26 protein-coding genes are annotated in these 23,332 nt (G+C 65.0%); 20 read left to right on the top strand and 6 right to left on the bottom strand.

What is annotated here, in order from left to right:
* Window positions 1-33 precede the first annotated feature (33 nt).
* On the top strand, window positions 34-1,107 hold the full coding sequence (locus GPL20_RS03850) for a HoxN/HupN/NixA family nickel/cobalt transporter (protein ID WP_157327862.1): 1,074 nt from the start codon (window positions 34-36) through the stop codon (window positions 1,105-1,107).
* 28 nt (window positions 1,108-1,135) lie between these two features.
* On the opposite strand, the gene GPL20_RS03845 is transcribed toward GPL20_RS03850, so the two are convergent.
* From GPL20_RS03845 to GPL20_RS03820, 6 genes are all read right to left on the bottom strand, one after another.
* A complete protein-coding gene (locus tag GPL20_RS03845) occupies window positions 1,136-2,647 on the bottom strand; it encodes a helicase HerA domain-containing protein (protein ID WP_157327860.1) in 1,512 nt (503 codons plus the stop codon).
* 157 nt (window positions 2,648-2,804) lie between these two features.
* Complete coding sequence (locus GPL20_RS03840; protein WP_157327858.1) at window positions 2,805-3,869, bottom strand: ketopantoate reductase family protein; 1,065 nt, start codon at window positions 3,867-3,869, stop codon at window positions 2,805-2,807.
* A gap of 528 nt (window positions 3,870-4,397) precedes the next feature.
* Window positions 4,398-5,033, bottom strand: a complete 636-nt coding sequence (locus tag GPL20_RS03835) for a MarR family winged helix-turn-helix transcriptional regulator (RefSeq protein WP_157327856.1) — start codon at window positions 5,031-5,033, stop codon at window positions 4,398-4,400.
* A gap of 594 nt (window positions 5,034-5,627) precedes the next feature.
* On the bottom strand, window positions 5,628-6,953 hold the full coding sequence (gene fliI / locus GPL20_RS03830) for a flagellar protein export ATPase FliI (protein ID WP_157327854.1): 1,326 nt from the start codon (window positions 6,951-6,953) through the stop codon (window positions 5,628-5,630).
* A gap of 36 nt (window positions 6,954-6,989) precedes the next feature.
* Window positions 6,990-7,718 carry a flagellar basal-body rod protein FlgF gene (gene flgF / locus GPL20_RS03825; RefSeq protein WP_157327852.1) on the bottom strand — a complete coding sequence of 243 codons (729 nt, stop codon included), beginning with the start codon at window positions 7,716-7,718 and terminating at the stop codon, window positions 6,990-6,992.
* Between the two features lie 3 nt (window positions 7,719-7,721).
* On the bottom strand, window positions 7,722-8,522 hold the full coding sequence (locus GPL20_RS03820; protein WP_157327850.1) for a DUF1217 domain-containing protein: 801 nt from the start codon (window positions 8,520-8,522) through the stop codon (window positions 7,722-7,724).
* A gap of 142 nt (window positions 8,523-8,664) precedes the next feature.
* Here GPL20_RS03820 and motA point away from each other — a divergent pair, with 142 nt between their 5' ends.
* The 19 genes from motA to GPL20_RS03725 all read left to right on the top strand — a co-directional run bounded on the left by motA (window position 8,665) and on the right by GPL20_RS03725 (window position 23,316).
* Complete coding sequence (gene motA / locus GPL20_RS03815) at window positions 8,665-9,561, top strand: flagellar motor stator protein MotA (protein WP_167532876.1); 897 nt, start codon at window positions 8,665-8,667, stop codon at window positions 9,559-9,561.
* Entirely contained in the window at window positions 9,558-10,499 is a 942-nt protein-coding gene (locus tag GPL20_RS03810; RefSeq protein WP_157327845.1) for a flagellar motor switch protein FliM, read from the top strand. The genes motA and GPL20_RS03810 overlap by 4 nt, the downstream gene beginning before the upstream one ends.
* Entirely contained in the window at window positions 10,480-10,794 is a 315-nt protein-coding gene (locus GPL20_RS03805; RefSeq protein WP_157327844.1) for a hypothetical protein, read from the top strand. The genes GPL20_RS03810 and GPL20_RS03805 overlap by 20 nt, the downstream gene beginning before the upstream one ends.
* Before the next feature lie 76 nt (window positions 10,795-10,870).
* Entirely contained in the window at window positions 10,871-11,260 is a 390-nt protein-coding gene (gene fliN / locus GPL20_RS03800; RefSeq protein WP_157327843.1) for a flagellar motor switch protein FliN, read from the top strand.
* A gap of 2 nt (window positions 11,261-11,262) precedes the next feature.
* On the top strand, window positions 11,263-12,303 hold the full coding sequence (locus GPL20_RS03795) for a flagellar motor switch protein FliG (RefSeq protein ID WP_157327841.1): 1,041 nt from the start codon (window positions 11,263-11,265) through the stop codon (window positions 12,301-12,303).
* Window positions 12,304-12,316: 13 nt separating this feature from the next.
* The gene (flhB, locus tag GPL20_RS03790; RefSeq protein WP_157327839.1) at window positions 12,317-13,402 is read left to right on the top strand and encodes a flagellar biosynthesis protein FlhB; all 1,086 of its coding nucleotides are present in this window, start codon (window positions 12,317-12,319) and stop codon (window positions 13,400-13,402) included.
* A 64-nt stretch (window positions 13,403-13,466) separates the two neighbouring features.
* On the top strand, window positions 13,467-13,868 hold the full coding sequence (flgB, locus tag GPL20_RS03785; protein WP_157327837.1) for a flagellar basal body rod protein FlgB: 402 nt from the start codon (window positions 13,467-13,469) through the stop codon (window positions 13,866-13,868).
* 11 nt (window positions 13,869-13,879) lie between these two features.
* Window positions 13,880-14,296 (top strand): flagellar basal body rod protein FlgC, encoded by a 417-nt coding sequence (gene flgC / locus GPL20_RS03780; protein WP_060735083.1) that lies wholly within the window; start codon window positions 13,880-13,882, stop codon window positions 14,294-14,296.
* Window positions 14,297-14,298: 2 nt separating this feature from the next.
* Complete coding sequence (gene fliE / locus GPL20_RS03775; RefSeq protein ID WP_157327836.1) at window positions 14,299-14,625, top strand: flagellar hook-basal body complex protein FliE; 327 nt, start codon at window positions 14,299-14,301, stop codon at window positions 14,623-14,625.
* Window positions 14,626-14,643: 18 nt separating this feature from the next.
* Window positions 14,644-15,432: a flagellar basal-body rod protein FlgG gene (gene flgG, locus GPL20_RS03770; protein WP_212473421.1), complete on the top strand. Its 789-nt coding sequence runs from the start codon at window positions 14,644-14,646 to the stop codon at window positions 15,430-15,432.
* 13 nt (window positions 15,433-15,445) lie between these two features.
* Window positions 15,446-15,922 carry a flagellar basal body P-ring formation chaperone FlgA gene (flgA, locus tag GPL20_RS03765; protein WP_167532875.1) on the top strand — a complete coding sequence of 159 codons (477 nt, stop codon included), beginning with the start codon at window positions 15,446-15,448 and terminating at the stop codon, window positions 15,920-15,922.
* Window positions 15,919-17,049: a flagellar basal body P-ring protein FlgI gene (gene flgI, locus GPL20_RS03760; RefSeq protein ID WP_157327832.1), complete on the top strand. Its 1,131-nt coding sequence runs from the start codon at window positions 15,919-15,921 to the stop codon at window positions 17,047-17,049. The genes flgA and flgI overlap by 4 nt, the downstream gene beginning before the upstream one ends.
* Window positions 17,050-17,116: 67 nt before the next feature.
* Window positions 17,117-17,890 (top strand): MotE family protein, encoded by a 774-nt coding sequence (locus tag GPL20_RS03755; protein WP_167532874.1) that lies wholly within the window; start codon window positions 17,117-17,119, stop codon window positions 17,888-17,890.
* Window positions 17,891-18,598 (top strand): flagellar basal body L-ring protein FlgH, encoded by a 708-nt coding sequence (gene flgH, locus GPL20_RS03750; RefSeq protein ID WP_157327828.1) that lies wholly within the window; start codon window positions 17,891-17,893, stop codon window positions 18,596-18,598.
* Between the two features lie 42 nt (window positions 18,599-18,640).
* Window positions 18,641-19,084, top strand: a complete 444-nt coding sequence (locus GPL20_RS03745) for a flagellar basal body-associated FliL family protein (protein ID WP_167532892.1) — start codon at window positions 18,641-18,643, stop codon at window positions 19,082-19,084.
* A complete protein-coding gene (gene fliP, locus GPL20_RS03740) occupies window positions 19,081-19,821 on the top strand; it encodes a flagellar type III secretion system pore protein FliP (RefSeq protein WP_212473418.1) in 741 nt (246 codons plus the stop codon). Before GPL20_RS03745 ends, fliP begins: the two co-directional genes overlap by 4 nt.
* Window positions 19,822-20,076: 255 nt before the next feature.
* Window positions 20,077-20,982, top strand: a complete 906-nt coding sequence (locus tag GPL20_RS03735) for a flagellin N-terminal helical domain-containing protein (RefSeq protein WP_157327824.1) — start codon at window positions 20,077-20,079, stop codon at window positions 20,980-20,982.
* 274 nt (window positions 20,983-21,256) lie between these two features.
* Window positions 21,257-22,165: a flagellin N-terminal helical domain-containing protein gene (locus tag GPL20_RS03730; protein WP_157327822.1), complete on the top strand. Its 909-nt coding sequence runs from the start codon at window positions 21,257-21,259 to the stop codon at window positions 22,163-22,165.
* Between the two features lie 242 nt (window positions 22,166-22,407).
* Window positions 22,408-23,316: a flagellin N-terminal helical domain-containing protein gene (locus GPL20_RS03725; protein WP_157327820.1), complete on the top strand. Its 909-nt coding sequence runs from the start codon at window positions 22,408-22,410 to the stop codon at window positions 23,314-23,316.
* Window positions 23,317-23,332 lie beyond the last annotated feature (16 nt).

Here is a 23,332-nt window from a genome sequence, read left to right as displayed (position 1 = left end):
ATACCGCTGGCGAGGTGGCGTGCGGCGGTCGGAATGAACTTCGTGACGAGATGGTCTTTGCGGGCGGTCGAGCCCGGAGTGGCGTTGCTGTTCGGCGGGCTCATCGCCGCCAACATCGCCGCGTGGGCTTTCGCCTTCGCACTGTTCGGCGACCGGCCGACGGTGATGGCGACGGCGCTGCTGGCCTGGGTATTCGGCCTCCGCCACGCCGTCGATGCCGATCATATCGCCGCCATCGACAATGTCGTTCGCAAGCTGATGCAGACGGGCGGCGCGCCGCGGAGCGCCGGTCTCTATTTCGCGCTCGGCCATTCCACGATCGTCGTCGTCGCGACCATGCTGCTGGCGCTCGGCGTGGTGAGCCTTGGCGGTGACAGCCTGCTCAAGGAGATTGGCGGCCTGATCGGTACGTCGGTCTCGGCGCTGTTTCTGCTTATGATCGCAGCCATCAACCTCGCCATCTTCGCCGGCCTGTGGCGGACGTTTCGCATGGCGCGTCAGCATGGCGTTCACGACGCCGAAGCGCTCGATGCGCTGCTCGCCAATCGCGGCGTCCTGGCGCGCCTGCTCGGCCCGATGTTCCGTCTGGTGACGAGGCCCTGGCACATGTATCCGCTCGGTCTGCTGTTCGGCCTCGGCTTCGATACCGCGACCGAGGTCGGGCTGCTCGGCATCTCGGCCACGGAAGCCGCGCGCGGCGTGTCGCTTGCGCATGTGCTGGTCTTCCCGGCGCTGTTCGCCGCCGGCATGGCGCTGGTCGACACCGCCAACGCGGCGCTGATGGTGAGCGCCTATCGCTGGGCCTTCGTCGATCCCCTGCGAAAGCTCTGGTACAATCTCACGATCACCGGGGCGTCCGTCGCGGTCGCGTTGTTCATCGGCGGCATCGAGGCGCTCGGGCTGATCGCCGACCGCCTCGGTCTCTCCGGCGGCGTGTGGGCGCTGGCCGACGCTCTCAATGCGTCGCTGGCGAATGTCGGCTTTGTCGTGATTGCGCTGTTCGCGCTCGCCTGGTTGATCTCGCTCGTGCTCCATCGCCGCATGTTCGCATCCCGGCGGCGGCGTGCGCCGGATGCGCTCATGGGCGACGCCACGGAGGCGGTGTGAGTAACGAGCCCGGTCCAGATCCCTCGGATCAGGCCGAAGCCGCGCTCGCCACCTGCTCCGCCGGCAAATCGTCGCCATTGGGATCGCCCGGCGCGGTCGCCCAGGCGAGCTCCACCAGCGTCACGATCCTGCGGCCGCCGCCGTCGAGCTGGCAGACGATCAGGCCCTGCTCCTCCATGTAGCCGAGCAGGCGCTGCGCGCGGCGCAGCGAGTGCGAGCCATAGGCCCGCGCGATCGCTGCGTCGCCGGGGCACGGCCAGCCTTCCTTCGCCGCGCGCGCGATCATCATGAACACGCCCTGCATGTCGTCGGGCAGGATCGAGGCGCGCAGCGAGACGTCCTGCCAGGCGTCGTCCTCGGCGAGGTCGGTGCCGAGCCCGGCGCGCGCATGCGTCAGCATGCGGCGGAATTCGTTGAGGTCGGGCACCGCAGAGCCAAGGCCCTCGATGCGGCAGCGAACCACGAACTCCTGGTAGAGCACGCCGATGGCGCGGAAGCCGGCATCGGGCTCGGCCAGCACGGCGCGAAGGGTTCGGTCGACGCGCTCGCGTCGCTCCGCCAGCTCCTCGGCGCTCACCGGCACCTCGACCGTTTCGGGCCGGATCTCCGGCGTGGCGGCCTTCGCGGCGCGGAGCTGTTCGAGCAGGTCAGGCGCGGGCCGGCGCTGCGGCCGGCTGGCATCGGGCGGCGGCGCGGCCAGGATCACGGCGCGCGCATCTTCCAGCGTCGCTTCCGGCAGCGGCAGCAGCCGTGGCGTCGAATTGCGCGGACTGGTGTCGGTCGGGCCGATGTTCAAGCGCAGGGGACGTCGCGACAGCGCAGGTCCCAGCGCCATGAACTGCCCGCGCTCGAGATCGCGAAAGGCTTCCGCCTGCCGCCGCTCCATGCCGAGCAGATCGGCGGCGCGCGCCATGTCGATGTCGAGGAACGTCCGCCCCATCAGGAAATTGGAAGCTTCCGCCGCGACGTTCTTGGCGAGTTTTGCCAGCCGCTGCGTCGCGATGATCCCGGCCAGTCCGCGCTTGCGGCCGCGGCACATCAGATTGGTCATGGCGCCGAGCGAGAGCTTTCGCGCTTCGTCCGAGACTTCACCGGCGACTGCCGGCGCGAACAGCTGCGCCTCGTCCACGACAACCAGCATCGGGTACCAATGGTCGCGGTCGACGTCGAACATCCCGCCGAGAAACGCCGCGGCGCGCCGCATCTGGTTCTCGGCATCCAGGCCTTCGAGATTGAGCACGGTGGAGACGCGATGCAGCCGCGCGCGCTCGCCCGCCACCTGAAGGCCGCGCTCGGTGTGGTCTTCGGCCTCGATCACGAGATGGCCGAAGCGCTCGGCCAGCGTGACGAAATCGCCTTCGGGGTCGATGATGGCCTGCTGCACCCAGGGCGCGCTCTGTTCCAGGAGTCGCCGCAAGAGATGCGATTTGCCGGAGCCCGAATTGCCCTGCACCAGGAGGCGGGTCGCCAGCAGTTCCTCGAGGTCCATGGCGGCCGCGGCGCCTGCCGTGGTCTGCCCCATCTCGATCGCAACCGTCATGCCCGACTCAAGTCCCCATCATTCGCGGACAGGGGCTTATCAACCCGGCCGGGGCGCGTCGAGCGCCACCGCGCAAATCACGCCGTGTTGCCCACGGCCGATTTTCAGGCGCGATTCGACAACCGTAGAAGATGGATCGTTGCGCCGGCGGGCCGTCTCACTGGGCGCCGGATCCGCCCTGCACGATCTTCTCGTTCAGCTTCTGGTCCACCGTCTCGACGGTGCGGTCGATCTCGGCGTTGGGCACGCCGAGCTGATGCGAGATCAGCTTCACCAGGAGATCGACGCGCTCGATGAAGGGCGCGCCGCTGGCGACCGCGCGCGCGGCCGATGACGGCTTGAGCAGGCTTTCGGCGGCCTTGGCATATTTCGCGAACGGCACCTGATCCTGCGGGTCGGCGCCGAGACGGCGGGCGATCGCATCGACATGGTCGTAGATCGTCTGCGAGCGCTTGAGATCGCCGTGCACGGCGTCGCGGATCGACTGCGGTTCGTTGGGCGTGATGCAGCGGTAGTTGCCGGTGAGCAGCATCGACCATTTCGCCAGCGGCACGAACAATGAGTCGAACACTTTCAGCTTCACCGGCACGTCGTGGCCGTCGAGCGTTACCGCGTCGATGTCGGCTTCGAGCTCGCGCAGCACCTTGTTGTGCTTCTCGTCGGCGAAGGCCGAGGCCTTGAAGTTGGTGGGCAGGCCGACATGAAGCACGTTCGCGGCCTCCTCCGGCGGACGGAACGCCTGCGGGTCGGGCGAGCACAGCGTCACCAGCCCCGGCTCGAACCGCTCCCACACCTGCGCATTGGTGTACGCCTCCTCGAGGTCCATGCCCGCGAGCGAGGGGATTCGCTTCAGATAAGGCAGCGGCGGCATGTTCATGATCGACAGGCACGGCAGCTTCGCCGCGGCGATCTTGACCATGAGAACGCGGACCGTGTGGTTGGTGTATTGCGGCTCCTGCATCGCAAGGCCGACCATGTCGTAGCGGGATAGGTCGACATTGGCCGGCGTCACGGCGTCGAGCTTGCCGGGCAGGTCGCGCGAGAAGATCGCCCGGTGTGCGGCCTCGTCGCGCAACTTGATGCGCACCTCGGTACCATCGCGGTTGATCAACTCCGCGGTCTTGGCGCGGCAGACCAGGGTCACGTTATGCCCCGCCATCAGGAGTTTCGTGCCTAGCAGGGACCCGTAAGAAGCTCCGAGAATCAATATGTTGCGCGCCATATTCCGTCCCTGTGAAAAATGATGAGGTTTTTTTGCCCCGGCGTTGTCCGAGGGTGCGTTGCCGGCATGTAAAGCCGAACTGCCCGGCAATGGCAACTGGGATAATGCATACAAGGCGTAGCCGGGCCTGTTCCCGGGGCCTGCACATCCGGCTACGGGACCTGGCATTGCCCGACGGGCAAAACAGCAGACGGTCTCGGCGCCTGCCGGTGTCAAGCGCGGCACACGAAAATATTCCGCTTTACCGAAATTCGGAAATAGCGTATGTGTCGCCCATCCCGGCTCACCCTTGAGGGGCGGTCATGTGTCTGCGGTTCAAAATGCGAGCTGGAAGAGCATCGCTGCTGCCTCATACTCCGTCATTGCGAGCGCAGCGAAGCAATCCAGACTGTCTCCGCGGAAAGACCCTGGATTGCTTCGCTGCGCTCGCAATGACGGTGTGGAAGCGGCGGGGTACCACACTCCGCTCTCGTGCCCCGACGCTTCGTCAGCGGTCCATGCGGAGCCGGGGCCCGATCTCACTGAGCATCACCCCTGGCTCGCCACGCGCGCCCGGTCGAGATGCTCCTCGATCTTCGGGCGGTCGCGGGTGCGCTCAAAACTCGTGCAGAGGAGTTCCGTCTCCTCGAGCGACACCGGCGCGCGGTACAGCCGGCACATGAATTCGGCGGTCGTGCGTCCCTTGCCGGTGCTCGGGCTGCGTTCCGCGAGGAACATGCAGTCCCGGCAGATGCTGGCGTCGAGCCGCTGATGGGCCGCGTCGAGGTGATTGAGGACCTCCCGCAGCGAGTCGCGCAGCCTGATGCATTCGTCGGTGCCAAGCGACGTGACCGCATTCACCACGTGATTGATCGGGTCGTGCTGGCTCAGGCATTTCGCGCCCTGCGCGGTGACGTGGAGCACGACGGAACGCTTGTCCTCGTGCGAGGGTTTTCGCACCAGGAACGACTTGCTCTCCAGCGTCTTCACGATCTGCGACGCAGTCGCCCTGGTCGCGCCGATGAATCCGGCCAGCGCGGACGGCGTGCGCGAAAACCTGTTGGCGCGGCCGAGAAAGCGCAGCGCCATCCATTCCCGATCGCGCAATCCATGCTGATTGCCTTCGAAATACCAGGCTCTCGCCGCCTGAACCAGCAGCTCGACGGCTTCGCGTGCCAATGGCATGGAACTACCTCGCCCCCGTCCGCAGCGAGAGGCTGCGTCGCTGCTGGCATACCCATCGCGTCGTCGTCGCACGGGAGCCCGAGTTGCCGTCACCAGCTGACGATGGATCGGAGTTGTTCAACCGAAGCCCCTGAGTTCAAGTCACAAGCAGACGTTTCTTATATCCATCGAAACGATGAATGAGCTTCTCAACAAAATCAAGTAGAGACGCTTGGAAGACTGGATGTCGTCGCATGCGAATGTAATGTTCAAGACAATCTCGCGCTTCAGAACACATGATGGTGAACAGCAATACGCTGTTCCGGATACAGCATGCGCGCAACTATACGACGGTTTGATTGCACTGACGTCGTTGTCTGTCGTTGATGCAAACTGATCGAAGCTTGTGCATGATGACGTCGTGCAACGACAAGTCATCCACAACTTGTGCGATCCATCCGGGAATCGCCAGGGGAACTCACAGGAATTACACGCGGCAGTTGTTCTGGTTGTGGTCGCAGTATCGCGGTCGGTGGCCTTGGCCCCGGGGCGCTCGATCCTCATCCGAAGGGGTGATGCGCTGACGGCGGGGCCGCCCCGCGTCGTCCGACCTTGCTAGTCGCCCTTGAGCATGTCCCTCAGCTCGCGAAACGGGTCGGCGCTCGGCGGTGCCGAGGCGTCTTGTCTCATCGCGCTGTAGATTCTCGGAACCATGTCGACCGCCTGGTCGAGGCTCGAATCACGTCCGGACTGATATCCGCCCATCAGGCGAAGGTCGCGGGTGTCCTCGTATTTGGCGATCATGGCGCGCAGCTTGCTCACCAATTCGCGCTCTTCGGGATCCCAGACGTTATGGGCGAGGCGGGAAACCGAGGCCAGAACGTCCACGGCCGGATATCGCGCCTGGTCGGCGATGTGCCTGGAGAGCACGATGTGCCCATCCAGCGTGCTGCGGATGGTGTCGGCGATCGGCTCGTTGTGGTCGTCGCCGTCGACCAGCACGGAGAAGATCCCGGTGATCGTCCCGGATCCCTCCTCACCGGGGCCGGCGCGCTCCAGAAGACGCGGCAGATCGGTGAAGACCGTCGGTGCGTAGCCGCGGGCGACCGCGGGCTCGCCGGCCGCGAGGGCGACCTCGCGGGCGGCGTGGGCGAAACGGGTGATCGAATCGACCATGAGCAGGACCGATTCGCCCCGGTCGCGGAAATATTCGGCGACCGCCATCGCCGTCTTCGGCGCCAGCCGCCGCATCATCGGGCTTTCGTCTCCCGTCGATACGATCGTGACGGCGCGATGACGGTCGGTGCCCAGCACGTCCTCGATGAACTCGCGCACCTCGCGGCCGCGCTCGCCGACCAGGGCCAGCACGACGGTGTCAAAGCCCTGGCTGCGGGCGAGCATCGCAAGCAGTGTCGACTTGCCGACGCCGGAGCCGGCAAAGATGCCGACGCGCTGGCCGGCGCAGACAGGGGCGAACAGGTCGATGACGCGGACGCCGGTGCGCAGCGGCTTGTGCACGCGCGCGCGCTTCATGGCCGAAGGCGCCTCCGCCTCGGCGGAGACGGCCCGCGATCCGGGCTTGAGAGGGCCCTGTCCGTCCAGCGGCGCCCCGAGCGCGTTGATGACACGGCCCTTCCAGCTCGGATCGGGCGCAAAGGACAAGGGCGGCATCCGGTACGCAACCGAGCCCAGGCCGCCGGCGAACTGACGGTCGAACGGCTTGGCGACGATGCCGTCGCTGTCGATCCGCACCACCTCGCCGATCTGGGGCTTGCCGGCCGAATTGACCCCGATGAGCTCGCCGAGCCTGACGAAGCGCGACAGGCCGGAGACGCGGAAATGCGTCGGCGCGATCTCGGAGATCGCGCCGCTGACGCTTGCCAGGGGCGTGCTCTGCTGAAGCTCCAGCAGCGCCCATTCGAGTTGCCGAAGAGCGTTCAAGGAAACCGTCCACCCTCATTGCGCACGAGGCGCAGCCTACTTGCCCGGCTCGCCCAGCGTCCGGATTGCGTTCTGGAGCGAGCTCTCGGTGCCCTCGATCATCGAATTGGTGCCGTCGAAGGCGCGCGAGGCCGCAATCAGCTTGGTCAATTCCATCATCGGATTGGCGCCGGAGCCCTCGACATAGCCCTGCTTGAAGCCGTCGCGGGAGAAATCGGCGATGGCGGTCGCAGGCCGGTCGGGCGTGACGCCGGAATTGCCGTAGCGATCGAGATTGGCGTCCGCGGGAATGTTGAACAGACCGATGGTGCCGATCTCGTTGTTGTCCTGGGTGATCGCGCCGCTGCGCGCGATCGAGATCGGTCCGCCGTTCGGGTCGAGCGTGATCTGCGCGCCGCCGGCGTCGATGACGGGGAAGCCGGACACCGTCTGGAGATCGCCGTTGGGAGCGATCTGGAGGCGGCCGTCACGGGTATAGACCGTGCCGTTCGGACCGGCGAAGGCGATCCAGCCCTGGCCGACCACGGCAACGTCGAGCGGGTTGCCGCTCTCGGTGATGTTGCCCATCTCGCGGGAGATGATGTTGTCGCCAGGCGAGGAGAAGGCGACCGGGTTCGCCCCCGCCTTGGACAGCACGGTCTCGAACTTCACCACGTCGGTGCGGAACGCGGCCGTGTTGACGTTGGCGACGTTGTTGGCGATCGTCTGGAGGCGCTTTTCGAGGGCGACCTGCGCCGACAATCCCACATAGAGAGCCGATTGCATGACTTATTTCCCGAACCGGATGGACTGAAGCTTGGAAAGCATGTCGGTATCCATGCCGGCGATCGACGAGGCGCCGCCGATCAGGACCAGCGCGGGGTTGGTCGAGTTGCCATTGTTGATGTCGTTCTGCGCCTGGGTCGCATCCCACATCGCGGCAAAGCGCTGCACGAATTTGGTGACCTTGGCCGGGTCCTGGAAATCGGTGAGCTCGATCTTGTCCGTGATCAACTTGGCCTGGGCATCGATGTCGGCCGAGCTGATCGTCGAGGGCAGGCCGAGCGCGGCCTGAACCACCTGCGTCAGCGCCTTGTCGGCGAGGATCTGGTAGGCGGTGGTGACCGTGGAGGCCTTGCGGGTGAAATAGAGCGCCAGCCGCAGGCCCTCGTTCTGGTCGCCGGCCTTCTCCTCCATCGTCTGCGTGACGTATTGGGTCGCCGTGCCGGTCGTGGCGGCGGCGGTCTGGGTCGCCTTGTCGCCGAGGGCGGCGAAGTTGAAGGCGGCGGCGAATTGCCGGTAGCGGGTGTCGGTCAGCTTGTTGGCGAAGCTCTTGCTGTCGGCGACACCCTCGGTCAGCACCTTGCGCATGAACGCCTTGGCATAGGTCATGTCGCTGAGGCCGTAGGCCTTCATCGCGTAGGAGTAGAGGCGATAGTCCTTCAGGAAGTCGTCGATGGTCTTCACGTTGCCGATATGGCTGAGGAAGTAGTCGGTCTCGCGGCTGACATCCGGCTGCGTCGCGACCTGCGTCAGCGACTTGCCCATGTCCTTGGTCAGTCTGGTGTAATCCGCGATGGTGGATAGCATGACGCGCGTCCCTCTGGCCGCTGTTGCGGCATCGTCTCAAGCTGCCGCGAATTGCTTGCGCGGGGCTGGCGAGGCCGAAGCCAGCTTCGCGCAAGCGTCGCCGACTAGATATTCCCGATGGGATCGGCGATGGAGTGGCGCGTTGCTCAGTTTCGTGGGGATTTTCATCACGGTGGCGGCGCTGCTCGGCGGATTTGCCGCCATGGGCGGGCATCTGGCCGTTCTCATGCAGCCGTGGGAGTTCGTGATCATCATGGGCACCGCGGTCGGCACCTTCATCGTGGCCAATCCGTGGAAGACCGTCGTGGACACCGGAATTGCCTGCATGCAGGCCATCACCGGCGCGGTGCCCAGTGAGCGCTATTATCTCGACCTGCTCGGGGCGCTCCATGCCCTGATGCGCGAGCTGCGCGGCAAGGGCCGCAACGAGGTCGAGGCGCATATCGACGACCCCGCGTCCTCCGAGATCTTCAAGGCGTTCCCGAGTGTGCTGGGGGACCCGGCGCTGCTGCAGTTCATCTGCGACTATGTCCGCCTCATCATCATGGGCAATGCGCGCACGCACGAGATCGAAGCGCTGATGGACGAGGAGATCCACACCATCGTGAAGAGCAAGCTGACGCCCTACCATTCGCTGGTGACGGTGTCCGAGGCGCTGCCGGCGCTCGGCATCGTCGCGGCGGTGCTCGGCGTCATCAAGGCCATGGGAGCGCTCGACCAGTCGCCGAAGCTGCTGGGCGGCTTCATCGGCGCGGCCCTGGTCGGCACCTTCGCCGGCATATTCCTGTCCTACGGCATCATTTCGCCCTTCGCGCTGAAGATCAAGATGACGCGCGAGAAGAAGTGCCGGCCCTACATCATCGTCAAGCAGACGCTGTTGGCGTTCATGAACGGCGCCATGCCGCAGATCGCCGTCGAGCACGGCCGCAAGATGATCGCGAGCGGCGAGCGGCCGTCGATCGACGTCGTCGAGAACGAGACGATTGCGGGTCCCAAGCCGGTCGCGACCGAGGCTGAACCGAAGGCTGCCCGCGCATGATGATGGAAGACCTCGACGTCGATCAGCGGAAGCAGCTGCCGAACTACCTGCTGGACGCCGCCGGCATATCGATCGAACGCATGCCGATGCTCAATGTGATCTTCGATCGCATGGCGGCATCGTGCACCGACAGCCTTCAGCCGATGGCCGGAACGCCGTGCTATTTCTCGGTCAACGGCATCACCAACGACCGCGTCGGCGACATCGTCAAGGACTACGAGGCCAATGCGGTCGCCGCCGTGCTCTATGCCGAGCAATGGGACTCCCGCGTCATCATCATGCTCGACCGCGACTTCGTGTTCACGATGGTCGAGGCGATGTTCGGGTCCGACGGCGCCGAACCGCCGCTCGATGTCGAGCGCGCCTTCTCGAACATCGAGATCCGCCTGGTCCAGGCGCTGTTCGAGCGGTTCGCCAAGGCGCTGCAATCCGCCTTCGCCGGCACCTCCAACGTCACCTTCCGTGTGGAGCGGGTCGAGACCGCCATGGCGTCGCTGGCGATCGGGCGGAGCGGCAACATGTCGATCTGCGCGAACATCATGCTGCAGGCGCTCTATCGCGGCGGCCAGATGTTCCTCATCATTCCGCACTCCGCGCTCAACCCGCTCAGGCAGAAGCTCGCGCACGTCGTCGTCAGCGACGGCCGCGCGGCCGATCCGCGCTGGCGCGAGCAGATGGAGAGCGAGGTTCACCGCACCGAGGTGACGCTGAGCGCGGTGCTCGACGAGAAGATGATATCGCTTGGCGACGTCGTGAAGTTCAAGGTCGGGCAGGTGCTTGAGCTCGAAGCCACGCCGCGCTCGCTCGCCCGTCTCGAAAGCAACAACCAGGTGCTGTTCTGGTGTCAGATCGGCCAGCTCGATGGCTATTACGCCATGCAGGTGGCCGATCCCGTCGATCAGAAACGGGAGTTCGTCGATGATATCCTATCTCGTTGATGCCGTGCTGCTGATCGCGCTGGCCTTCACCAGCATGCGGGTGACCAAGATGCACCGCGAGTTGGCGCGCCTGCGCAGCTATCAGGGCGAATTCTCCACCATCGTCCACGAGACGGCGGGGGCCTTCGATACGGTCATCACCGCGGCGCACGATTCCACTGCAAATCTCGGACGGCTCGCCAACGTGCTGAGCACAAAGATCGATCAGGCCCACGAGGCGATCGCGGCGCTCGATGCGAGGGCCGGGCTCGGGCCCGCCGCGGCCGCAGGCGGCGCCGAGGTGAACAAGCATTGAAGGCCAAGCCGGCTAAGACAATACGATCGGAACGCCGCGGCGCTCCGGGAGCGGAAATACCAAGAGGCGATACCAAATGGCGCAATCCTTCGACTATGAGTCTGCCACTCGAGCATCGGCATCCGACGAGGGGCATTCCGACGCATCTCCGCTGGAGCGGCTGGCAGAGATTGCCGCGCGCACGGCGGAGGAAACCGGCAAGTTCGCCAATGTCGATGCCATCCTGCGCATTCCCGTCACCATGCAGGTGGTGCTTGGGTCGGCGACCATTCCCGTGGCGAACCTGATGAAGCTCGGGCGCGGCGCGGTGGTTCCGCTCGATCACAGGGTCGGCGAACCTGTCGACGTCGTGGTCAACGGCCGCATCGTTGCCCGCGGCGAGGTGGTCGTCGTCGAAGAGGACAATTCCCGCTTCGGCGTCTCGCTGACGGAAATCGTGGGTCCGCTGGGGCAGGGTGATACCTGACCATGGCGGCACAGGTCGGCATCGCCCCCATCAAGCAGCGAGGCGTTGCCACGCTGGGCGGAACGGAAAAGGTTGCGGCGCTGCTGCTGGCCATGGGCCGCCAGGCGGCCGCGAGCGTGCTCGCACAGTTCGAGCCGCAGGATATCCGCATCGTCACCAAGGCCGCGGCCGAGCTGCGGCCGATCACGGCGCAGGAACTCGAGTCGATCGTCGAGGAGTTCGCCCAGCAGTTCTCGATGGGAGCCAACATCCTCGGCACCCTCGGTGGCCTGGAAGCCGTGCTCGGCGACGTGCTCCCCGCAGACCAGGTTACGGCAATCATGTCGGACCTGCTCGGCAATTCGAGCCGGTCGGTGTGGGACCGCGTTTCGTCGGTGTCGGAAAACTCGCTGGCGACGTACCTCTCCAAGGAGCATCCGCAAACCGCGGCGCTGATCTTGTCCAAGGTCAAGCCGTCCTGCGCGGCCAAGGTCATGAGCCAGCTGCCGTCGAGCCTGCGCAACGAGCTGATGCGGCGCGTGCTCAGCCTCAAGCCGATCGTCGACGACGCCATGAAGGTCCTCGAGAAGACGCTGCACGAGGATTTGACGCTGAACTTCGCCCGCAACCTCGGCGCCGACACCTACGCTCGCGTCGCCGACATCATCAACAAGATGGAGCGCGGCCATATCGAGGACATGCTCAAGAGCCTGTCGGAGAAGCGGCCGAAATCGGCCGAAGTGCTGAAGGAGCTGCTGTTCACCTTCGACGACGTGGTCAATTTGACGCCGAAGGCGCGTACCATGATCTTCGACCAGGTGCCGACCGATCGCATCGTCATCGCGCTGAAGGGAACCGACAAGCAATTCCGCGAGCTGATCCTGTCGTCGGTCGCCTCGCGCGTCCGTCGCGTCGTCGAGCACGAGCTCGCCATCGGCGAGCCGTCGAACCAGCGCGACGTGCTGGAGGCGCGGCGCGTGATCACCGACCTCGCGCTCGACCTTGCCGAGAAGGGTGAAATCGAGCTCAACCCCGAGCAGGAGGATGAGCTGGTCTTCCGCTGACCGCTGAACGGGCATGGCAGAAACATCCGATCAGGAGAGCAAAACAGAAGAACCGACCGAGAAGAAAGTCCGTGATGCGCTCGAACAGGGCAAAATTCCGGTCTCTCGGGAGGCTTCCATCTTCGCCTCGATGGCAGCGCTGATGGTGATCCAGGCCTTCCTGATCGGGCAAGGCGTGCAGCAATTGACGCCGACGCTGACGAGCTTTCTCGACGATCCCGAGGGCTTCCCCCTTAGCACCGGCGCGGACGCGCAGAACCTGCTCACCGTGGTGGGACTTCAGTCGCTGCGATTCCTGGTGCCGCTGGTTGTCATTCTGATGGTGTTTGGCCTCGCCGCCTCGCTACTGCAAAATGCGCCGCGCCTGGTGCTCGATCGCATCAAGCCGGACCTCTCGCGGATATCTCCGATCAGCGGCTGGAACCGGCTCTTCGGCACGCAGGGACTCGTCGAGTTCGCCAAGTCGCTGTTCAAGCTCGCTTCGGTGACCGCCGTCGTCGCCTTCGTGCTGCGCTCGTCGGAAGCGAAGGCGTTCGAGGCGATGTACACCGATCCTGTCGCGCTGCCGGAGATGATCCTGAACATCGCGATGCGGATCGTCTCGGCGATCTGCATCGCGACCATCGTCCTGGTCGCGATCGATCTCGCCTGGGCGCGCTTCCACTGGCGGCGCGAGCTGCGCATGACGCGGCAGGAGATCAAGGACGAGCACAAGCAGGCCGAGGGCGATCCGCTGGTCAAGGCGCGCCTGCGCTCGCTGGCGCGCGACCGCTCGCGGCAGCGGATGATCGCCTCCGCCGCGCGCGCCACGCTGGTGATCGCGAACCCGACGCATTTCGCGATCGCGCTGCGCTACAAGCGCGAGGAGAATGCCGCGCCGCTCGTGGTGGCCAAGGGCATGGACGTGATCGCGCTGAAGATTCGCGAGGTCGCCGAGCAGAACCGGATTCCGGTGATCGAGAACAAGGCGCTGGCGCGCGCGCTCTACGAGGCGGTCCAGGTCGATCAGGTGATTCCGGCGGAATTCTTCCGGCCGGTCGCCGAGATCATCTACTTCCTGCAGTCGAAGCAGACTTCGCGACCCGAGAACGTTCCGTAGATTTCGGAGGACGGCGTCTGCTGCATCAGCCTGACGAAAGCTTGCGGCCCTAAGCTCCTCCCGAATGGACCAGAATGGGGCTGTCGTGGGACCGCTTTATCTCTTCGAACTCGCATCGTCGCAGGCGCGGTATCTCGAGCTTCGTCAGTCGACCATCGCCACCAACGTCGCCAATGCCAACACGCCGGGCTTCAGGGCGCGCGACGTCGAGCCCTTCAACAAGGTGCTCGACGGCATGCCGGTCAGGCTTGCGACGACGTCGCCCTCGCATTTGCAGCTTTCGCCGGCCGAGACCGATACGCGGGCGACCGCCAAGAAGGACAGCTGGGAAGTGGTTCACTCCGGCAACTCGGTCAGCCTCGAGCAGGAGATGATCAAGGGCAGCGACGTCAGTCGCGACTATTCGATGAACTCGGCGATCGTGCGGTCGTTTCACCGCATGGTCCTGTCGAGCGCAAAGGCCTGAGGTGAATTGATATGCTGGACTCTCTACAGTCGTCATTGACGGTCGCAAGCTCCGGGCTCGAAGCGCAATCGACGCGCATGCGCATCGTCTCCGAAAACCTCGCCAACGCGACGTCGACGGGGCGCACTGCCGGGGCCGACCCGTATCAGCGCAAGACCATCACCTTCGATGCCGCCATGGACCGTGCCTCGGGCGCGCAGCTGGCGAAAGTCAAGGAGATCGGGGTCGACACCACGCCGTACCGCGTGGAGTACGACCCGGGGCATCCCGCCGCCGACAAGGCCGGCTACGTCAAGCTGCCCAACGTCAACATGATGATCGAGATGGCGGACATGCGCGAAGTCAACCGGTCCTATGAGGCCAATCTCCAGGTCGTGAAACAGGTGAGGTCGATGCTGGGCATGACCATCGATCTGCTGAGGAGCTGACAATGCTTGAGGCGATTTCATCCACGGCGATTTCCGCAGGCCAGGCGGCAACCCGCGCGACCGAGGCGCAGGCGATCTCGCCTGCTGCGACCGCAATCCAGTCCGGCGACGAGGTCGGCTTCGATTCGGTGATGAAGCAGGTGACGACGGACGCGATCGGCACGCTGAAGGCGGGCGAGGCGGCGTCGATCTCGGCGATGCAGGGCAAGGAATCGACGCGGCGCGTCGTGGAAGCGCTGATGTCGGCCGAGCAGGCCTTGCAGACGGCGGTCGCGGTTCGCGACAAGGTCGTGCAGGCCTACCAAGAAGTCGTTCGTATGTCGATTTGATCTGAAGGAGTGCCGATCGTGAAATCGCTCGCCATCGCGGCCACGGGCATGAATGCCCAGCAGACCAACATCGAAGTCATCGCGAACAACATCGCCAACATCAACTCGACGTCCTACAAGCGCGCGCGCGCGGAATTCACCGATCTGTTCTACCAGATGGACCGCATGCAGGGCGTCGCGAACGTCAACGGCTCCTCGCCGATCCCGGAGGGCGCCAATCTCGGCCTCGGCGTCAAGTCGGCGGCCATCCGCAAGCTGCACATCCAGGGCGCGCTGACGCAGACCGGCAATCCCTACGATCTCGCGATCAACGGCCGGGGCTGGTTTCAGGTGCTCGGCCCCAACAACGAGGTGCAATACACCCGCGCGGGCTCGTTCAACACCAATGCCAACGGTCAGCTCGTCACGATCGACGGCTATCTGCTGGATCCCGCGATCACGGTGCCGCAGGGAACCGTCGAGGTCACGGTCAACCAGACCGGCCAGGTGTTCGCCAAGCTGGACACGGAAATAAACCCGCGGCAGATCGGCCAGCTCAATCTCGCCAATTTCGCCAACGAGGCGGGCCTCGAACCGCTGGGGAGCAATCTCTATCGCGAGACCACGGCGTCCGGCACGCCGGTGGTCGGCCTGCCGGGCGACGCCGGCTATGGCAAGATCAACCAGCGCTATCTCGAAGCCTCGAACGTCGATCCCGTCAAGGAAATCACCGAGTTGATCTCCGCCCAGCGTGCCTACGAAATGAATGCCAAGGTCATCCAGGCGTCGGATGAGATGGCTTCGACGGTCTCGAAGGGCCTTCGCTAGCTTCGGTGTATCCATGTTGAACAGGGTGGGCCTGATCGTGCGCGGGTTGGCCGCCGTGCTGCTGGTTCTCGGCTCGGCGCAGGCCGCTGCGGCCGAGGAGAAGCGGCTTCCCGTGCCGGCGGTGTCGATCCGCGCCGGCGAGCTGATCCGGGACGACATGATCACCGAGCGCGCCTTCGCGCCGAATCTGCTCGGCGTGGCCATGTTCGTCGAAGCACGCCAGATCCTGGTCGGCCGCATGGCGCGGCGCGCGCTGTTGCCGGGCCAGCCGATCCCGACCAATTCGGTGGAGGATCCGTGGACGGTCGCCCGCGGCGCCATGGTCAAGGTCGTGGTGGAAGACAGCGGCCTGTCGATCGTCACTTACGGCTCAGCGATGCAATCGGGCGCGGCCGGTGCGCTCATTCCGGTGCGAAACACCGACACCGGCGTGATCATCAGGGGCGTCGTCCAGCCGGATGGCACCGTCAAGGTCGTGGACGGATCATGACCAGAGTCCTGCTTGCGCTCGTTCTCCTCGTTTCCGCCGCCAGCGCCCAGGCCGCCGTCCGCATCAAGGACATCGCGGACATCAAGGGACTGCGTGAAAACCAGATCGTCGGCTATGGCCTCGTCATCGGCCTGAATGGCACCGGCGACACGCTTCGCAATGCTCCGTTCACCGAGCAGTCCCTGCAATCGATGCTCGAGAACATGGGCATCAATGTCAGGAACGAGACCACGAGCACCAATAACCCTCCACGTCCGACGACGCTGCGCACGCGCAACGTCGCGGCCGTGATGGTGACCGCGGATCTGCCGCCCTCGATCGGGCCGGGCGAGCGGATGGACGTGACCGTGTCCTCGCTCGGCGATGCGACCTCGCTGCTCGGCGGCACATTGGTGATGACGTCGCTGCGCGCGGCCGACGGTGCGGTCTATGCGGTGGCGCAAGGCGCGGTCACCGTCGCCGGCTACAGCGTGGGAGGCCAGGCGCAGAACGTCAGCCAGGGCACGCCGACCGCCGGGCGCATCCCGAACGGTGCGCTGGTCGAGCGCGAGGTGCAGGGAAGTCTCCATGAAATGGAGTTCCTGGTGCTGGAGCTCAAGAATCCGGACTTCGTCACCGCGACGCGCATTCTCGATGCCATCAACCGTTACGCCGGCGGGCGCTATCGCGCCCAGATCGCGTTCGAGCGCGACTATCGCACGATCGTGCTGTCGAAGCCGCGTCACATCGGCCCGGTCCGCTTCCTCGCCGAGGTCGGCGAGCTGACCGTCGAGCCGGACACGCCGGCGCGGGTGGTCATCAACGAGCGCACCGGCACCGTCGTGATCGGGCGCGACGTCCGGATATCGACCGTCGCGGTGACGCACGGCAATCTGACGGTCCGCGTCACGGAGATGCCCGTGGTATCGCAGCCGGCGCCGTTCTCGCGCGGACAGACGGTGGTCGTTCCGCAGACGGTGGTCGAGGCCAACGAGGCCGGCTCGCAGGTAGCGATCCTCAGCGGTGTCGATCTCCAGCGCCTGGTACGCGGGCTGAACCAGATCGGCCTGAAACCGTCCGGCATCATCGCCATCCTTCAGGCCATCAAGACGGCCGGCGCGCTCCAGGCCGATGTCATCGTCCAATGAAGCATAAGCGTCATGCAAGCTTGGTCGCTCAATGCTCAGGTCTCGACCGAGAATCGCACGCGGCCCGATGCTGAAGCTGGAACACAAAGCCAAACTCCTCCTCGTCGCGATGTCGGCGCTCGCGAGCGCCTCGCCCGTGCTGGCGCTGGATGAGGCGAAGCCGTCGAGGCCGCTCAACCTGCTTTCATTCGCGCGCGCCCGCGCGCCCGGACCGCAGAAGCCGAGCCCGCCGGCCGCGTCGATCCCGGGCGACGATGCGTCCATCCGGGCAACGGCGTGGGCGGCCGAAGACCGGGGACCCGCGATCACCGGGGCGGTGCCGGCTTCCGAGACGCCTGCACCTGCACCACCACCGACACCCGCGCCCGTCCGTCCGGCCAAGCCCGGCAGCGTCACGGCGCCGCCGAAGCCCGCACCGCCGCAGGCCGCGGTGCCCGCCGACAACGAGGTCGCGCTGTTCTGCAGCAACGTGGCCGACCCCGCCGTCGATGCAAGACTGGCCTGGCAGCTCAAGGAGCTGGAGAAGGCCGAGAACCAGCTCCGCGAGCGGATCGCCGAGGTCGAGGCCAAGCGCGCCGAATACGAGAAGTGGATGGCGCTGCGCGACGACTTCCTGAAGAAGGCCGAAGCCAGCGTCGTCGAGATCTATTCGCGCATGAAGCCTGATGCTGCCGCGACCCAGATCGCCGGCATGGCCGACGAGACCGCGGCCGCCGTGCTCGCCAAGCTCAGCCCACGGAGCTCGAGCGCGATTTTCAACGAGATGGATACGGCGCGCGCAGCGCATCTCGCCGACCTGCTGGGCGGTATGCGTCGCGTGGACGACGGAAAGACCAAATAGATGAAGAAGCCGATCCTCATCCTCTCGCTCGTGCTGGCGTCGGTGCTCTTGGCCGGATGCTTCCAGGATCCGGCCGAGGTCCTGACCGGTCCGCGGCTGTCGCCGGTCGGGAGCGGCCTGCGGACGCAGGCCGAGCCTATCCCGGTGACGCCCCGCATGCGCACGCCAGTCAGTTATCGCTCGACCTGGGACGACGGCACCGATCTCTATCGCGATCCCCGCGCCCGGCGCACCGGCGACGTCGTGACGGTGATCATCTCGATGCAGGACAAGGCCAAGCTCGACAACAAGACCGACCGCTCGCGCGATTCGCAGATCAAGTTCGGGCTGGACTGGCTGATGGACGTGGCCGGATGGAACGACAAGGGCTCGGCCAACGCCAATCTCAGCACCAACACCCAGGTCAAGGGCAACGGCCAGATCGACCGCACCGAGGACATCAAGCTGTCGATCGCCGCCATCGTCACCGACGTGCTGCCGAACGGCAATATGATGATCAGCGGCTCGCAGGAGTTCCGCGTCAACACCGAGATGCGCGTGCTCAACGTCGGCGGCATCGTGCGTCCGCGCGACATCTCGCGAACCAACACGATCTCCTACGAGAAGATCGCGGAAGCGCGCGTCTCCTATGGCGGTCGCGGAAATCTGTCCGACGTGCAGCAGCCTGGATGGGGACATCGGATCTATGACGCCGTGGCACCATTCTGAGAGCAGCGCCGGCCGGGCCGTGTCGCGAGGGCGGGGGACATGATGCGCCTGATTGCGGCCGTCGTGGCGCTGACCCTGATCGCGATCGGTGCGGGTGCGGTCGTCGGCCTGCAGCTGTTCGCCGCCGCCGAGCGCGTCGCCGACGCGAAGAAGAGCGCCACGCCGCCGCCGGTCGCGTCGAGCTACACCGGCAGTGCGCGGCTCAGGAAACTGTCCCCGATCGTGACCAATCTCGCCGCGCCGGCCAACAACTGGGCCCGCGTCGAAGCTTCCATGGTGACCGAGAGCATGAGCGACGAGGATGCCGGCATTCTGGCTGCCCACATCAGCGAGGACATCGTCACCTATCTGCGGTCGGCGTCGGTTGCGCAGTTCGAGGGATCGCGCGGGCTCCAGCATCTGCGCGACGACCTCACCGAACGCGCCAACATTCGCTCCTCGGGAAAGATCCGCGAGTTGATCATTGAGACGTTGGTGATCCAGTGAGAGTGAAAGTCCTGCTGCTCGCGTTGATTCTGGTGGTGCTGCCCGAAGTGGCGCTCGCCCAGATTCCGGACCTCAACTCGCTGTTGCCTCCGGGAAACGGCTCGACCAGCGGCCGGATCATCCAGCTGATGGCGCTGATCACGGTGCTCTCGGTGGCGCCGGGGCTGCTCATCATGGTGACGAGCTTCACGCGATTTGCGGTGGCGCTGTCGTTCCTGCGCGCCGGGCTCGGCCTCCAGACCACGCCGGCCAACCTGGTGCTGATCAGCCTCGCGCTGTTCATGACCTTCTACGTGATGGCGCCGACCTTCGACCGCGCCTGGGAGACCGGCGTTCAGCCGCTGATGAAGAACGAGATCTCGGAGGAAGAGGCCTATCTGAAGATTACCGATCCGTTCCGCGAATTCATGCTGGCCCATGTCCGCGACAAGGATCTTCAGACCTTCGAGGCGCTCGCCGCGGAAAGCTTCCGCAAGAAGTTCGACAACAAGCGCGTCGACATGCGCGTCATCATTCCGGCCTTCATGATCTCCGAGCTCAGGCGCTCGTTCGAGATCGGATTCCTCATCATCCTGCCGTTCCTCGTCATCGACATGATCGTCGCGACGCTGACGATGTCGATGGGCATGATGATGATGCCGCCGACCATCCTGGCGCTGCCGTTCAAGATGTTGTTCTTCGTGCTGATCGACGGCTGGAACCTGCTCGCCTCAGGACTGGTGCGGTCGTTCTCGTAAGAGCTAACCGGCTGGTTATGGTTAGCGAGCCGTGCTGCATTATGGTTAGCGGCAAGTAATGTTAACCATATGATTTTACTGCGAAATTCAAGTTGGCCTTAATTCGGAAGCAAGATTCGGCGTGCTAGCAATGCGGCACGGCGGGTTGGACCCCACCCACATCAGTCCAAAGGCATGATGCCGCCCCTCCGTACCGGTGAAAGCCCGGTATGTCCCCTCGTGAAAATGTAACGCGTACATAAAGGGACATTCGCAATGTCAAGCCTGCTTACGAACTCGACCGCCATGACCGCACTCCAGACCCTGCGGTCTGTGAGCTCGCAGCTTTCCACCACGCAGAACCGGATCTCGACCGGCCAGCGCGTGTCCACCGCTTCCGACAACGCCGCCTACTGGTCGATCGCGACGTCGATGCGCGCCGACAACGCCGCGCTCTCCGCGGTCTCCGACTCGCTCGGTCTGTCGGCCGCGACCGTCGACACCGAATACACCGCTCTGACCACGGTTGTCGGCGATAGCGGCTCCGGCCTGACCAAGCTCCAGTCCCTGCTCGTCCAGGCGAAGACGGCCGGTATCGACCGCACCAAGATCCAGGCGGACATTACCCAGATCCAGCAGCAGATGAAGGCGACCGCCGGTGCGGCGACCTTCAACGGCGTGAACTGGCTGAGCACCACTGCGGCCACGCCCGCGACCGTGAACCTCGTTTCGTCGTTCTCTCGCGTCGGCGGCACGCCGACCACCGGCTCGATCAGCCTGACCGTTGCCAACTACTCGCTCTACACGGCAACCCAGGGCGGTATCCTGGACAAGGTGAGCGGCGCTGCGTCGGTCGACACGATCAGCATCTCCGCGCTGACCGACTCGGCTGCCGACCAGACCACGCTCGATGGCTACATCTCGCAGGTCACGGCCGCGATCAACTCGGTCGCCGCGGCCGCCGCCGACCTCGGCGCCGTCAAGAACCGTATCTCGACCAACACGGACTTCGTGAAGTCGCTGATGGACTCGGTTGATCGCGGTATCGGCCAGCTCGTCGACGCCGACATGAACCAGGAGTCCACCCGCCTGGCGGCTCTCCAGGTCCAGCAGCAGCTCGGCGTGCAGGCGCTCTCGATCGCCAACAACAGCAGCCAGAGCATCCTGTCGCTGTTCCGCTAAGCCTCGATACGATCTGAGGAGGGCCGCGCTTCTCGCGAAGCGCGGCCCTTTCGTTTGGCGTAACGCCGCGCGCACGCCGTAAGTTCAACTGCGCTGTTGCGCTCAAGCCACAGAGCCACAAGCCTCGCACAAGCTTCGCGCGCTAACCTTGCCGCTACGACAGGTTGGGCCTTAACCCGCATTTCCGGGGGCCCAAAGGCATGACGCCGCCCTGTCGTACCGGTGCAAGTCCGGTATGTCCCCAAATTCAATCAATCTTCAAAGGGACATCAAAATGGGTTCTAGTCTGCTCACCAACTCGTCTGCAATGACCGCGCTGCAGACCCTCCGCAACGTCAGCACGCAGCTCGCCACGACGCAGAACCGGATCTCGACCGGCCAGCGCGTGTCGACCGCGTCGGACAATGCCGCCTACTGGTCGATCGCGACCTCGATGCGCGCCGACAACGCCGCGCTCTCCGCCGTCTCCGACTCGCTCGGTCTGTCGGCGGCGACCGTCGACACCGAATACACCGCTCTGACCGCGGTTGTCGGTGATAGCACCGGCGGCCTGACCAAGCTCCAGGCGCTGCTGGTCGAAGCCAAGACCGCCGGTATCGACCGCACCAAGATCCAGGCCGACATTACCCAGATCCAGCAGCAGATGAAGGGCACCGCCAACGCGGCGACCTTCAACGGCGTGAACTGGCTGAGCGCGACCGCGACCACGCCGGCGACCTTCAACCTGGTGTCGTCGTTCTCGCGCGTCGGCGGCACGCCGACGATCGGGTCCATCACGCTGACGATCGCCAACTACTCGCTCTATACCGCGACCCAGACCGGCATCCTGGACAAGGTGAACGGCGCTGCGTCGATCGACACGATCAGCATCTCCGCGCTGACCGACTCGACGGCCGACATGACCACGCTCGATGGCTACATCGCGCAGGTCACGACCGCGATCAACTCGGTGGCCTCGGCCGCCGCCGATCTCGGCGCCGTCAAGAACCGCATCTCGACCAACACGGAATTCGTCAAGACCCTGATGGACTCGGTGGATCGTGGTGTCGGCCAACTCGTCGACGCCGACATGAACGCGGAGTCCACCCGCCTGCAGGCGCTCCAGACCCAGCAGCAGCTCGGCGTTCAGGCGCTTTCGATCGCCAACCAGAACAGCCAGAGCATCCTGTCGCTGTTCCGCTAAGCCCTTGAACTACTTAAGGGGCCGCGCTTCTCACGAAGCGCGGCCCTTTTCATTTTGGCGTGCGCAGGCCGCGCGCCGGTCACAGAGCCACAAGCTTCGCGCAAACTTCGCCTGCTATTGCCGCCGTTACGTCAGGTTGAGCGCGCTTTGTCGCTGCCCAAAGGCATGATGCCGCCCTGTCGTACCGGTGCAAGCCCGGTATGTCCCGAAAACTTCAAGTGGTTTCAAAAGGGGCGCCAAACATGAGTTCTAGTCTGCTCACCAACTCGTCTGCAATGACCGCGCTGCAGACCCTCCGGAACGTCAGCTCGCAGCTCGCGACGACGCAGAACCGGATCTCGACCGGCCAGCGCGTGTCCACCGCGTCGGACAACGCCGCCTACTGGTCGATCGCGACCTCGATGCGCGCCGACAACGCCGCGCTCTCCGCCGTCTCCGACTCGCTCGGTCTGTCGGCTGCGACCGTCGACACCGAATACACCGCTCTGACCGCGGTTGTCGGCGACACGACCGGCGGCCTGACCAAGCTCCAGGCGCTGCTGGTCGAAGCCAAGACCGCCGGTATCGATCGGGCCAAGATCCAGGCCGACATCACCCAGATCCAGCAGCAGATGAAGGGCACCGCCAACGCGGCGACCTTCAACGGCGTGAACTGGCTGAGCGCGACCGCGACCACGCCGGCGACCTTCAACCTGGTGTCGTCGTTCTCGCGCGTCGGCGGCACGCCGACGATCGGCTCGATCACGCTGACGATCGCCAACTACTCGCTCTATACCGCGACCCAGACCGGCATCCTGGACAAGGTGAACGGCGCTGCGTCGATCGACACGATCAACATCTCCGCGCTGACCGACTCGACGGCCGACATGACCACGCTCGATGGCTACATCGCGCAGCTCACGACCGCGATCAACTCGGTGGCCTCGGCCGCCGCCGATCTCGGCGCCGTCAAGAACCGCCTCTCGACCAACACGGAATTCGTCAAGACCCTGATGGACTCGGTGGATCGTGGTGTCGGCCAACTCGTCGACGCCGACATGAACGCGGAGTCCACCCGCCTGCAGGCGCTCCAGACCCAGCAGCAGCTCGGCGTTCAGGCGCTTTCGATCGCCAACCAGAACAGCCAGAGCATCCTCTCGCTGTTCAAGTAAGCTTCGGCCCTTGAAA

Source organism: Bradyrhizobium cajani (assembly GCF_009759665.1).
Lineage (GTDB): Bacteria > Pseudomonadota > Alphaproteobacteria > Rhizobiales > Xanthobacteraceae > Bradyrhizobium > Bradyrhizobium cajani.
Note: the sequence above shows the minus strand (reverse complement) of the source record. Positions and strands in the feature narration are given on the sequence as shown.